The organism is Spongorhabdus nitratireducens, from assembly GCA_947387575.1.
GTDB lineage: Bacteria > Pseudomonadota > Gammaproteobacteria > Pseudomonadales > Endozoicomonadaceae > CANDOC01.
The window spans coordinates 370761-383561 of record CANDOC010000003.1; the positions used below are offsets into that span (position 1 = coordinate 370761).

At 48.9% G+C, this 12801-nt stretch carries 10 protein-coding genes; 5 read left to right on the forward strand and 5 right to left on the reverse strand.

Features of this window, described 5'->3' with window-relative positions; all coding sequences use genetic code 11:
* The first annotated feature begins 1 nt into the window (after position 1).
* From ACYZZ0_RS08190 to recN, 4 genes are all read left to right on the forward strand, one after another.
* Positions 2-229: a formate dehydrogenase subunit delta gene (locus ACYZZ0_RS08190; RefSeq protein ID WP_461536115.1), complete on the forward strand. Its 228-nt coding sequence runs from the start codon at positions 2-4 to the stop codon at positions 227-229.
* 85 nt (positions 230-314) lie between these two features.
* Positions 315-1046: a transglutaminase-like cysteine peptidase gene (locus ACYZZ0_RS08195; protein WP_461536182.1), complete on the forward strand. Its 732-nt coding sequence runs from the start codon at positions 315-317 to the stop codon at positions 1044-1046.
* A gap of 126 nt (positions 1047-1172) precedes the next feature.
* Positions 1173-2711, forward strand: a complete 1539-nt coding sequence (locus ACYZZ0_RS08200; RefSeq protein WP_461536116.1) for an RNA ligase family protein — start codon at positions 1173-1175, stop codon at positions 2709-2711.
* 195 nt (positions 2712-2906) lie between these two features.
* Entirely contained in the window at positions 2907-4595 is a 1689-nt protein-coding gene (recN, locus tag ACYZZ0_RS08205; RefSeq protein WP_461536117.1) for a DNA repair protein RecN, read from the forward strand.
* Positions 4596-4664: 69 nt separating this feature from the next.
* Here recN and ACYZZ0_RS08210 read toward each other — a convergent pair whose 3' ends face one another.
* Entirely contained in the window at positions 4665-6026 is a 1362-nt protein-coding gene (locus ACYZZ0_RS08210) for a DUF1329 domain-containing protein (RefSeq protein WP_461536118.1), read from the reverse strand.
* Between the two features lie 147 nt (positions 6027-6173).
* The gene (locus tag ACYZZ0_RS08215; RefSeq protein ID WP_461536119.1) at positions 6174-7922 is read right to left on the reverse strand and encodes a DUF1302 domain-containing protein; all 1749 of its coding nucleotides are present in this window, start codon (positions 7920-7922) and stop codon (positions 6174-6176) included.
* A gap of 590 nt (positions 7923-8512) precedes the next feature.
* On the opposite strand from ACYZZ0_RS08215, the gene ACYZZ0_RS08220 reads away from it, so the two are divergent.
* Positions 8513-9394: an RING finger domain-containing protein gene (locus ACYZZ0_RS08220; RefSeq protein ID WP_461536120.1), complete on the forward strand. Its 882-nt coding sequence runs from the start codon at positions 8513-8515 to the stop codon at positions 9392-9394.
* Positions 9395-9446: 52 nt separating this feature from the next.
* Here ACYZZ0_RS08220 and ACYZZ0_RS08225 read toward each other — a convergent pair whose 3' ends face one another.
* The 3 genes from ACYZZ0_RS08225 to fur form a co-directional block, all read right to left on the reverse strand.
* Entirely contained in the window at positions 9447-10979 is a 1533-nt protein-coding gene (locus ACYZZ0_RS08225; protein WP_461536121.1) for a coniferyl aldehyde dehydrogenase, read from the reverse strand.
* A 218-nt stretch (positions 10980-11197) separates the two neighbouring features.
* A complete protein-coding gene (locus ACYZZ0_RS08230; RefSeq protein WP_461536122.1) occupies positions 11198-12211 on the reverse strand; it encodes an AraC family transcriptional regulator in 1014 nt (337 codons plus the stop codon).
* A 3-nt stretch (positions 12212-12214) separates the two neighbouring features.
* The gene (gene fur, locus ACYZZ0_RS08235; RefSeq protein ID WP_461536123.1) at positions 12215-12625 is read right to left on the reverse strand and encodes a ferric iron uptake transcriptional regulator; all 411 of its coding nucleotides are present in this window, start codon (positions 12623-12625) and stop codon (positions 12215-12217) included.
* Positions 12626-12801 lie beyond the last annotated feature (176 nt).

Sequence of the window (12801 nt, forward strand, 5' to 3'; positions counted from 1 at the left end):
AATGCCTGAGAGCAGAGACCGGGTTCAGCAACTGATCAAGAAAGCCAATCAGGTTGCCATTAATCAACCCGTCCAGTTTGTAGGTGAGGAAAGCGCAGTTACCGCGGTCGCAGAACATCTTGAAAAATTCTGGGACCCGCATAATCGGCAACTCATCACTAACTATCTGGATGAGGGTGGAAAGGAGCTGAACCCGATCGCAGAAAAGGCCGTCGCAAGATTGGCCTGAAATCTGCTTGATAAGGCTTGCCGCCTGGCCCCGAGAAATGAAACAGGCGGCACTTGAATAATAAATACGGGGAGGAAAGGATGTGATGCCCCCTGAAAAACTGCCCTGGATATACAAATTTATTCGCATGCTGTTCTGTTGCATGCTGTCAGCCATCTTGCCTGAAGTTACTGCAGCTGATGATAAGCTGATAATAACCCGCACCCTGCAAGACAATGTCCGCATATTATATGGCGAACGAGCCACCCGGCGCGTAGTAGCCTGGCAAGAGCTTATCACCAACAGCCGCGAACTCCCCGTTACCGAGCAACTTGAAGTCGTCAACAATTTTTTTAACCAGCTCAAGTTTGAAGATGATATCGACCACTGGGGTAAGGAAGATTTCTGGGCCACACCGATAGAGTTCCTTGCCAGTGGTGGTGGTGACTGTGAGGACTTTGCAGTGGCCAAGTACTACACCCTTAGACAGCTCGGCGTGGAAGATAAAAAGCTGCGGATTACCTATGTGACCGCCATGTCTATCAATGCCGCCCATATGGTACTGAGCTACCGGCCAGACCGGGATCAGGAAACTCTGGTGCTGGATAATCTGGATGGTGAAATCAAGCCTGCCAGCGAACGTGAAGATCTCAAACCGGTTTACAGCTTTAATGGCGAGGGCCTGTGGCTGTCAAAGCAACGTCAGCTTCAGGGAAAGAGACTGGGCAAGGCAGAACGCCTGACCATGTGGCACAAGCTCAGAGTCCGGTTGCAACAATCCATGGTAGACAGCGAGGGAATAACTATCGCCCACAATGCCAGAATGATGACCCTGTAACATTCATAAATGTCACATCAGAGCAGAATTATTATCAGTAAATGATCGCTGCAGGGAACTAATAAAGCCAGATCCTATCTATGACCCCCGAAACCTGAAAAAACTGGTTCACAGGGGTGCAATTCTATGTCGCTAAAACAATACATAAGAGGCAGCCTTAACTGTATTGCCTTCCTCTTTCTGGTAACTCCTTTTGTTGTTGAAGCTGCTGTCCAGATTCACTGGATAAAACTCTTCTCTAATGACACTACAGCCAAGCTGGCTGTTGTCCATACCACGGATACAGGTTCCGATCCCGACTGGGGTACTCGACTGACGATTCAAAGCCAGGGACATAACACAGAAGGCCAGTGGGTGCAGCTGGATGCCAATACCTGGTGCTTTGAAGCTTCCGAACTTATTGACGCGGTAACGATCAGTAGCGACGATTCACTGGATTTATCGATGCTGGGACAGGACATTTGTACAGCATCAGATCAAAAAGACACCTATAACATCCAGCTTGATGCCTGTAAGCCCCGCTCAGTACCGGACAAGCTTCAGCTCTCCGTTGCTGCTGCAACAGCGCCAGCAGCAAAAATGGAATTCCATGAATATCCGCACTTGAGCCGCATGGCAGACCACTTTAAAGATAGCGTCCGGGCAGAGCCATCTTGCCAATGTTCGTGGATCGTTACCGAAAAAATGAATGGTTCACTGGTTTGCCTGACCACAAATGGTCAAGAAGTACGTCCAGGCTCACATCACCAATTTATGGGAGAAACATCAGGAATCAAGGGAAAATATAAGGAGCTGTTGTACTGTGGCGATGATGAGACAAACGCTAAGGATTACCGACAAAAAATCCGTTCAATATTTGAGCACTTTTGTCAGCCAGGGGAACTGCTGGTCGTATATGGTGAATTCTTTGGTACAACCACTAAGTTTAAAAGCCCTAGCTACACCAAACAGCCAGATCAATACCGGGTTTTTGATATTGCCGTGGTTCGTCCTTCTGCAGGCGGCATGGAATGCAGGATTGTTGATCACGAAACTTTTCAGGAAATGCGTATCTATGCCCACATGCCGGCTGTCCCCTTGCTGGCTCAATGCACAATGGGACAAGCACTTGACTATAACCCGGAACTGATTTCCACCCTGTTTTCAGGGAGCGCAAGCCCTCCTGATGAAGACGATAAAGCCGAGGGTGTGATTGTAAAGCCGGTCAACTCTGTCTATTTCTCCCCAAGCGCCAACGATCATCAGTTGTGGGTTTGTTTCAAAATGAAATATGGTATTCATGCCGAAGCAAGCAGGCCTAAGGCCGTTCCCGGGCTGGAAGAATTGGAAGAAAAAGTAGTCCTTGACTGCCAGCCTGTGCTGGAACCACTCAAGTCACTCATTAATGAAGGACGGGCACGTCAGACGTTTAACAAGCAGCACCCCGAAAAATACGAAAAGAAATACCTCACACAGTTAAGAAAATCTGTAATAGAGGATGCAATAGTATCATTTGAACGTGAGGGAAACCCCGAACTTGTCGCTATATGGCAAGGACTTACTGCAGATGGAGTTCCTTCTGACCGCAAAAAACAAATCGGGGCGATCAGGACGGTGCTATCTGCCTATGCTAAGGCAGAAATCAAAGATAGTTTCATAAAAGGCCTGTTTGGTGCCTGTCCCTGATCACGTCACAGGCAAAATATTGTTATCTTTCCAGATAACTCCCGGCTCACAACAACGACAGTACGCAGCACTCTGATATGAGCCGGGAGCCATTAGCTTGATATAAGTTAAAAAACCTCCATTGCAGAAATCCTCACTCGGTCGCTATACTGTACAAATAAACAGTAAGCAATAAACTGAAAGCAGGATAACTGCATGCTGACGCACCTGTCGATTCGCGACTTTGCCATTGTAGACCGGCTGGATCTGGACATTACCCCCGGAATGACTGTAATGACCGGTGAAACCGGGGCCGGTAAGTCTATTATGCTGGATGCTCTGGGGCTCACTCTGGGAGACCGGGCCGATTGTCATGCCATTCGAGCTGGTGAGAAGCGGGCGGATATCAGTGCCAGCTTTGACCTGTATAACTGTCCTGATGCCCTGAAATGGCTGCAGGAGCATGAGCTCGATAATGGTGACAGCTGTATCCTGCGCCGGGTTATTACCCGCGAAGGTCGCTCCCGTGGCTATATCAATGGCACCCCCTGCCCGCTCAGTGACCTCAAACAGATTGGTGAACAGCTGATCGATATTCACAGTCAGCACGAACATCAATCCCTGCTTCAGAAAGACACTCATCGCCGCCTGTTGGATAACTGCGCCAATGCCCGCAAGCAGGCAGAAATCGTCATGAATGCCTGGCGACAGTGGAGTGAATGCCAAAACCGGCTTAAACAGTTTGTTGAAGACAGCCACCAACAATCAGCCCAGCAGCAACTACTGGGCTATCAGCTACAGGAATTTGAAGCACTGGCACTTGGAGAGAACGAGCTGGAGTCACTTGAAGTCGAGCAGCGACAGCTGGCCAGTGCCGGAACTGTACTGCATGCCTGTCACCAAACCCTGAACCTCTGCCGGGAAGATGACAGCAGTGCCATTCAGGTATTACAGCAGGCTCAGCGCTTGCTTGAAGAATGCGACAATAATCACCCCTCATTCAGCAATGCCCGCGATATGCTGACCACAGCCCTGATTCAGGTAGAAGAAGCTGCAACCGAGCTTAATCACTTTGCTGACAGCTTTGACGCCGATCCACAACGCCAGATGGAAGTAGAGGCCCGATTATCGGTTATTTATGACCTGGCCCGTAAGCATCGGGTACAACCTGACGAACTATATCTGTTTCAACAGCAGTTACAGCAGCAACTGAACTCTTTCAGTCAGAACGACGAACTTATCGAACAGATGCAGGCTGAGTTAATACGACTGGAGTCTGACTGGAAAAATGTTGCTGAAAAACTGAGCAAAACCCGTAAGCGTGCAGCGCTCAAGCTGGAAAAGGATATTTCCCGTCATATGCGTGGACTGGGTATGCCAAATGGCCGCTTTGAGATCCACTTGAGCTCGGATGAGATCAGCAAACCATCACCTCACGGCCTTGAACAGGTTGAGTTTCTGGTGACATCCAACCCGGGCCAGCCTCCTGCTCCGCTTCAAAAGGTAGCTTCCGGTGGTGAACTGTCCCGTATCAGTCTGGCCATACAAGTGATTGCTGCCCGAACATCCCGGACGCCAACACTGGTCTTTGATGAAGTGGATGTGGGCATCAGTGGTGGCACTGCAGAAGTCGTTGGTCGACTACTGCGAGATATTGGTGAAACCGGACAGGTACTGTGTGTAACCCATCAACCACAGGTTGCTTCACAAGGGCACCAACATCTGTTTATCAGAAAGAAGCAGACCAAGAATTCTACCCGCACAGAAATCAAACCACTGACGTCTGATCAACGTATATCGGAAGTGGCTCGAATGCTGGGAGGTCAGACACTGACAGAGAAAACCCTCAACCATGCTCGCGAAATGCTCGAGCTGGCACAGGGGAATATAGCATTAAGCGCCTGAAAGCCCATTTGTTGCTTATAAAAAAACCCCGCGACATGCGGGGTTTTTTTATTCAGGTCCGTTCAGGCTTTACTTACCCCAGCGACGAATCGCAGCCGGCGTGTAGTCTTTCTTGGATGCAGCCGTATCAAACTCGGTTGTACCTTTGGTATCGACAACCATACCTTCCAACACGTAACGACCAGACGGCAGGTCATACAGACCCTCACCCGCCAGCCAGTGAACCTGCGCAGGGTTGTACTGAACACTGTAGCCCAGACCTACACGCCACAGGTTACCCTGACCGTCATATTGGTCACTGGCAACAACCTGCCAGGTATCCTCATCCATGTACAGGGTACGGGCAGAGTAAACGTGACGCATACCTTTTTTCAGCTTCGCCTTGACTTCCCACACCCGGTGCAGCTCATAACGTACCTTGTCAGAAACCAGATGCCCCGGTTTTATCAGGTCTTCAACCTTGACCGACTTATCCATCAGGGCGTAGTTGTTATATGGAATGTAGATCTCTTTCTTACCCACCAGCTCCCAGTCGTACAGCTTGGGAGAGCCGTTAAACATATCGTAGTTATCACTGGTCTTCAGGTTCTGGGAGTTGGAACGCGGGTTATCAAAAGCAACCGTCGGCGCACGCTTTACACGACGAATTGATGGCAGGTATTTCCACGCTTTACGGGATTCAGCATCCTGATCCAGAGTTTCGTGAACCAGCAACACTTCACCGGATAGTCGAGCCGGTCTCAGAGTTTTAGATTTGTAGTAGAACAGAATATTGCTATCAGGTTTCCATCCCTCGATGTTAGAGGCAAAGTGAGCAACATCCCGATATCCTGTCTGCTGATATGTGCCGTTTGCCTGAACAGTGAAGTTACTGCTTTCACGGTCAAAGCTGCCACCACGGTAGCGAGTAACGTGGTTCCAGATCACCTCCAGTGCATTATTGGGAGCAATAAAGGGCACACCTTCAAAGTACTCAGCCGACAAACCATTACCATTGGCTGCCAGCTTCACAGCCCCATGGTTTTTGCTGCTGGCATCATAGATTTTCTGTGGATAACTGGCTGTACGGTGAGTCGGATATACAGCCATGGTAAAAGTATCCGGATAACGCTTGAACATGGCCTGCTGACCCGGGGTCAGCTTGTCTTTGTACTGTTCAACATTTTTGGCGGTAATGGTGAACAAAGGCTTTTCACCGACAAATGGGTTTTCCAGACTACCATCCGCTTTCATCGCGCCTTCTGAAGGCTTGAGGCCACCGGTCCAGGCAGGAATGCTTCCGTCTTTGTTACCCGCAATTTCAGCACCCACAGGTGTCAGCTTTTTGTCATGAGCTGCAGTCGGTACAGCGTCAGTTGCAGCCAGCGCATAACCTGTGGTCAGAGCCAGCGCCAGAGTACTGAGCTGAAAGGTTTTCTTGATTGCTTTCATTGTCATTATCCTGTTCTTATACGAGCCGGAAACCTTATCCCCCCGGATTCCAACTCGCTGACTATCTTTTTTCTGCTTTTCGCTTTTCTGATTTCCCGGCTGACAGGTTTTCCCTGCCAGCATCAGATATCAGGTTTTGAAAAAGCCTTAGAAGGTCGCACTCACGCTAAAGGCTACATTGTCACGGTCGTCCTTCAGGCTGTACTTACCACCATCAAAGAAGTTGGTATAAGAAAGGGAAACCTTGTAGGCGTTATACCAGGTTGAAGCCAGACCTAAAGTCACCGCCTTCTGGTCTTCAGAGAAGTTGCTGGAATAACCATCAACGTCATGACGGAATGCCAGAGACGGAACAACATCGGCACCTGGAATCAGGTTGCCATAGTTGAGAGAGGCACGCAGTCTGTAGCCCCAGGAGTCACTGGTGATATAGCCATCTTTTTCACAGTACTTGTCCGTCAGGTTCGGATCAGACTGGCAGTTGGCTGTTCCGTTATTGCTACCAAAAGCGGTGCTGCGACCATACAGTTCATCACCCAAGCTGCTGATATGGGTATAACCCACCTCACCAATCACGTTCAGGGAGCCAGCTCCAAGCACCTGCGGGTAAGTATTCATCAAGGTGAACTGAACCTGGGTAACCGGTTTACGGTGATAACCTATCAGTGGTTGTCCGGCATTTGCAGGGTTACCGCCCAGACTAATCCCCCTAACCAGCAGGTTATTGGCATTTAACTGAATCGGGGCATTGGGGCGATGTGATACCTCACCGCTTAATGACCAGCCAGACTCCAGACTGGTGTTGAAGCTCAGGCCATACAAGCGGATATTTTCCACATAGTCAGCAAAGTACTTTGCGGCGTTATCCGGTGTTGAATATCCGGGGCTGGGGGCAGCAGGACCACCAAACATGCCTGGCAGCTCTTTGCCATAGAAACCGGACGCATTCGGCGTACGGTTATGGTAATTAATAAAATAAGCACCAAACTCTGTCGCATTCAGCCAGTCCGCATAGTACTTGATTGACGCCCCCCACTGACCACTATCCTTGGGTGAGTTATCGCTCAGGTGAGGACCATACAAATTAAGCTGTTTCTGAGTGCTCTCAGGCAGGGATGAACTGAGGTAAACAGGTCCACATCCCGGCTGAATAATATCGGTAGGCGCAAAGAAAGTACCGCAGCCATCAAGTACTGTGGCACGCCACTTCAGCTGATAAAACGCTTCCAGTGTCACAGTATCTGTCAGGCCAAGGCTTGCATATACCATTTCAACCGGCAGCAAGCCTTCCTTGATTTCAACACCCGGGCGGTTAAATGCTGCAGCATCCAGCGGGTTGATGGCATTGATACCACCGAGAATAAATGTACTTTCACCCCAGCTGACAACCTGCTTGCCAACCCGAACATCCAGCGGCATCTCACCGATATCGTAGGCACCGGCAACATAGGCATCAAGCAGCTCTACACCCTTGAATTTGGCCAGCTTCGCCCAACCACTGTCGTCAAAATCCTTGAAACGGCCATTTTTGGTTTCCAGCCAATGGTCATACCAGGCCTTACCACTGATTCGAACTGAGTAGTTTTCATAATCCAGGCTTAGCTCGGAGAAAACTTTGTACTGATTGGAGATTACATCGCCTTTCTTGAAATTCTGGCGCATATCATCAGCGGTTACCGAAGGTCCGTTGCCTCCCATTCCCCCATTAGGGGCCATGAGGTCTTTGCGGGGATCCTCGGTACTGACACTGATACCGGCACTGACTGTCGTATCCAGACTTCCGGTTACTTCCCCGTCCATCAGGTCAAACTGTATCGCCTGGCTGTTCATCGCCGAGATACCAAGGCCGACCGCCAGAGCCAGCTGCGACAGACGGATAGAACGTGATTTTTTCATTATTATGTAATCCCTGCTGTGCTGAATGCGTTGTCACTTTTATTGTTATTCTGCGTAACGGTCGCGTATTACCTGAATACGCACACAAACTTTCACAGTGCCGAAAGCAGTGACATGTCACTGTAACAGCGCCATGAACAGCAAAGAGCTCCCCAAAGCCCTTCACTCCAGAGCTGAAACCGGTTCAGCTGCTGATTTACCGCAACACACCGAAATGAGCTGCAGATAAAACCTTTGGTTTGAGATCAGATTGATAAAGTGCGATCCGGTACTTTTCCGGAGGGTCTGCACCACGAAAACAAACATCCGAAGCGGGAAGCAGAATGACTGGCGAGCAGGAAGGTCTGAAAGACGCTGATACTGCATGCTTTGTTATTTTTATACTGCTGGTACCGCATAATTTGTTCTTTCTTTTTTCTTATTTTTGTAATCCAGCCTTCATCAAGCTGTAAAACTGACCAAGCGGACAGTTGTTTGAGATTGAGTATATAGCGCTCAATTACAAGAGTCGACCAAAAAATACCGCACTAAATTTCATATTTTCTGCTTTGCTGTTCTCCTGAGATACCAACAATATAAAGCTTAAAAATATGGAACAACGCTCAATTTGTTTAACAGCGTCGAGGGTTTCTCTGCGCTTTCTTCAGCATGGAGTCATCATATGTTTTCTGTTTTCTTTTGCTATCTCAATAACAACAGAAGCAGGAGACTGGTCTCTCAAAGGGACTCAGACAGAAGCACAACTGACAGCGACTTTAAACGCCTCATTTGATACAGGCAATTTCACATTTCAAGGTGTTGGTACAGAATCAACGGAAGAATTGGCCAATGATCCGGAGAAAGAAGAATGCCCTATTTGCATTGGCTATCTGAGCTCAACAGAGCGGATCAAAAGCACTCAATGTTGTAAAAAAAACATACATTATCAGTGTCTTCAAAGCTGGCGAGTCCACACTCAACAAACAGGGTGGTGCCCTCTATGCCGTAGAAACCCTGGCATTATCAGGCCTTTAAAATGTCATCACTGTCGCAGTACTTTCAGTTATAAGGAGCAGCTATTCCAGCACTACTACAACAAACATCATTACTGCCGGGAGTGTGGTACCCAATGCAGTGAAAGAATAGCGCTACTGCTGCACTACTATTTACAACATGGTTTTTTGTATAGCTGCAGCATATGCAATTTCCCCTCTCATACCATCCGGTCACTGTCTGATCATGTATTGACAGAACATGGTTATCGATGGGCTCCAAATGATGATTGTCACTGTGTCCCTCCCTACGTCATTCCAGCGAGGCAGCTTAAACTGGCAGAGATAGACCATCATTATTGCAAAACCTGTGGCAAAACCTGCCATGGCCCTGATGAATTCGAAATTCACCTGAAGGAACACAAACTCTATCTTTGTCTTCACTGTATGACCCAATATGCAGAGAGAGCCTTGCTGGAAGAGCACATATACAGCCAGTAAAAAAGGCCGCAGCGCGGCCTTTCAAGCAGATAATACGTTTACCCTTAAGAAATCAACGGGTCATCTTCAGCATAAAATCCAGCATTTTACTAACACGTGCTCCGTAAGGCGGTGCCAGTAATTTCAGTGCAGAAAACTTCGGCTGATAAAATACCGGCCGCATTTTGGAAAACTCAACAAACCCTTCATAGCCGTGATAGTGCCCCATACCACTGGCCCCGATGCCACCAAATGGCAGGTCATGCTGCTGCACATGGCAGGCAACATCATTAACGGTCACGCCACCCGACATGGTATGAGTGATATAAAAATCCTGTAACTGCCTGTCGTTAGTGAAGGGGTAAAAAGCCAGTGGACGATCCCTGTCATTGATATAGGTAACAACATCATGCTCGCTGCTATAGGTTTTGACCGGCAACAGCGGGCCAAAAATTTCTTCCTGCATGATTCTCATATCATCGGTAACATCAAGCACCAGATGCGGAGGCATTTTGCGCAGTTCACGGTTTGGCTGCTGCCCCGGAGTCAAGTTGATCAGGGTAGCGCCCTTGTCTTTTGCATCCTGCAGGGTTTGTTCCAGTCGCTCATAGGCCGCATCATCAATGATCGATGTGTAATCAGCGCCGTTAATATCCGGATAACGTTTAGGCACAATACTTTGAGCAGCTTTGATGAACTGCTCACGCTTGTTGTCCGACACAAACAGGTAATCGACTGTGACGCAAATCTGCCCGGCATTGAACAGTTTAAAAAACAACAGTCGTTCGGCCGCTTTCTGAATATCGTAATCAGGCGCAATAACGCAAGGTGACTTGCCACCCAACTCAAGGGTAACCGGTGTCAGGTTTTTGGCTGCGGCCTGCATAACGCTACTACCTGTAGCGCCAGAACCGGTAAAAACAATATGATCGAATGGCAGGGTTGAGAATACACGTCCAACGCCACCCGTCTCTTCAAGCAGGGTGACTTTCTCTGCAGGCAAATACTTTTCCATCAGCTTTGCCAGCAGCTGTGACAGCTGTCGTGAATTAGTCGACATTTTTATCATCGCCCTGTTGCCTGCAGCCAGCACCGGGATCAACGGACCAAAAGTCAGATACAGCGGAAAGTTCCAGGGTACAACAATCCCGACAACACCTTTGGGTTGAGCAATCAGGCGGTTCTTTCCACCCGGAAACAGCGTCATATCCACAGAGCGCCGAATCGGCTTCATCCACTTTTTCAGTGATTTTCGTGCGTGCTTGATACTATCCAGCACACCCATAATTTCTGCCAGCAAGGTTTCATGACGAGAGCGATTCCCAAAATCAGCATTGATCGCCTGAATGATTTCCTCCTGGTTCTCTCGCACTAGACGTTCCAGATTATTCAAGTCTTCGACCCGTTGTTCATATTCGGGTACCGGACTTTTCTGATATGCACTCTTTTGCATATCCAGACACTCTGTCAGCATCGCGCGAATAGTATCTGCGCCAGCTTTCTCTGAAACGATCCCGGGTCTGGTGTCCTTTATGATTTCAACTTTATCCACAGAATGCGGTGCCTCTTCTTTAGTGATCGAATCAACGGTTGCTGTCTGACTCATAGTTCCTCCCATCACATTCACTTATCAACAACCCGCATCAGCTACATCAAAGCCTGCCGGTAAGGGTTTCCTGATCTACAGCCACCTCTTGATACGATCATCAATACAGGACATTCAGGAAATCAACATAACAAAAGAGTAAATGGCGTTTGAGGGCAGGTTTTACCATTTGGCGCCAAGCATTTATCAGTTCACGCCAAAAAGGGAGGCTATGGAAACTATGAGAGAGCCTGAGAGACTTGTTCCCGCTCCAGCGAGAGCCACTGTGAAGGTGTGATGCCTTTGATCCGCTTAAAGCTGCGACTCAGGGCACTTTGATGCGCATAACCAACCATCTGGGCAATATGGGTCAGGTTAAGGCGCCCTTCTCGCAGGTACAGGCAGACCAGATTCACCCGTACCGTATCCAGCAGCGTTTTAAATGCAACATCGTTTTCCAGCAAGCGGCGCTGAAGGGTTCGGGCACTCATGCCCATGCTTGTAGCCACAAGATTCAGGGAGATGGCTTCCAGAGGAAGCATATTGCCTAAAACCCAGCACACCTGTCCCGGCAAGTCATTCGGGTACGTTGTCTGCAGGAATGACTGCACCATACGCTGGATTTCTATGGACCGTCCGGCAACAGGCAGATCCAGGTAACTACGATCCAGCAGCAAACCGCAATAGTCATTACCAAAGAAAAGACGGGTATCAAACAACCACTGCAGATCAGCAGTGTATTCTGATTGAGGGTGGGTAAACTCAACAGCCCGTAGCGGTACCTTGCGACCGCACAGAAAGTTAAGGGCACTGTAGGTTATCCCGATGGCCATATCATTGGCCTGACGGGAGTGACGGGAGACCGATTCCATATACCGGAACCGCAGCAGGGCAGCATCACCGGTTTCAATCAGCATGAACTCCACATGCTGGGCCTGCCGGTGAAGTGAACGCCCGATCAATTCAAGCGCTTCCCTGATATTTTCACTTTGCTGAAGTAACACACCGACAGAGCCGAGCATCGCTACATTCTGCTGATAACCCAGTTCCAAACCCCAGTTCGGGTGCTCGGTCATCACGGCAGCCTGTTCCAGCAAACGGACTTTAAGCTGCTGACTGATCAGCTCATCAGGGTCATCCAGCAGGTTCAGAGGTAAAGCCAGCTGATCGAACAAATCAGCCGGCTTTACTCCATCTTTTTCCAGCTTTTGCTTGAAGCCTGCCAGTGCGGCTGACCGAACCAGCGCCATCATGGCTCAGGACTTCTTTTTCGGCCTTACGTACAGCACCAGATTGTGCTCAACCAGCTCAAAGCCATGCTTTTCAGCAATAGCCTGCTGCCGCTTCTCGATTTCGGAATCGAAGAATTCAACGATCTGCCCGGTTTCCATGCATACCATGTGATCATGGTGATCACCACGGGACAGTTCAAATACAGAGTGGCCACCGTCGAAGTTATGACGAACCACCAGGCCAGCACTCTCAAACTGAGTCAGTACCCGGTAAACGGTTGCCAGACCCACATCTTCCTCAGCTTCCAGCAACGCTTTGTAGACATCTTCAGCACTCATGTGCCGGTCTTTAGCGCTTTCGAGAATCTGCAGGATTTTGACCCGCGGCAGGGTCACTTTCAGTCCGGCTTTACGTAACTCTTGATTCTCCACCATATATCCCTTTATTGACCATGCTCACATCTGCAGTACGAACGCTACCACTGAATGCCTTCTGCGGCTATTTTCAGCAGCATGTTTTACCATCAGCAGACAAAATCTGCAGGCTCCGTCTCAACACTGCAGCATGTGAAATTATCCCGAAAAGCAGTGATTTCGGGTGTATCCGGCTT

Excerpts from the sequence above, each read along its gene's own strand:
- ACYZZ0_RS08230 (WP_461536122.1), bottom strand. The coding sequence starts at position 12,211 with ATGATGGCGCTGGTTCGGTCAGCCGCACTGGCAGGCTTCAAGCAAAAG.
- ACYZZ0_RS08215 (WP_461536119.1), bottom strand. The coding sequence starts at position 7,922 with ATGAAAAAATCACGTTCTATCCGTCTGTCGCAGCTGGCTCTGGCGGTC.
- ACYZZ0_RS08190 (WP_461536115.1), top strand. The coding sequence starts at position 2 with ATGCCTGAGAGCAGAGACCGGGTTCAGCAACTGATCAAGAAAGCCAAT.
- ACYZZ0_RS08225 (WP_461536121.1), bottom strand. The coding sequence starts at position 10,979 with ATGAGTCAGACAGCAACCGTTGATTCGATCACTAAAGAAGAGGCACCG.
- ACYZZ0_RS08195 (WP_461536182.1), top strand. The coding sequence starts at position 315 with ATGCCCCCTGAAAAACTGCCCTGGATATACAAATTTATTCGCATGCTG.
- ACYZZ0_RS08210 (WP_461536118.1), bottom strand. The coding sequence starts at position 6,026 with ATGAAAGCAATCAAGAAAACCTTTCAGCTCAGTACTCTGGCGCTGGCT.
- fur (WP_461536123.1), bottom strand. The coding sequence starts at position 12,625 with ATGGTGGAGAATCAAGAGTTACGTAAAGCCGGACTGAAAGTGACCCTG.
- ACYZZ0_RS08200 (WP_461536116.1), top strand. The coding sequence starts at position 1,173 with ATGTCGCTAAAACAATACATAAGAGGCAGCCTTAACTGTATTGCCTTC.
- recN (WP_461536117.1), top strand. The coding sequence starts at position 2,907 with ATGCTGACGCACCTGTCGATTCGCGACTTTGCCATTGTAGACCGGCTG.
- ACYZZ0_RS08220 (WP_461536120.1), top strand. The coding sequence starts at position 8,513 with ATGGAACAACGCTCAATTTGTTTAACAGCGTCGAGGGTTTCTCTGCGC.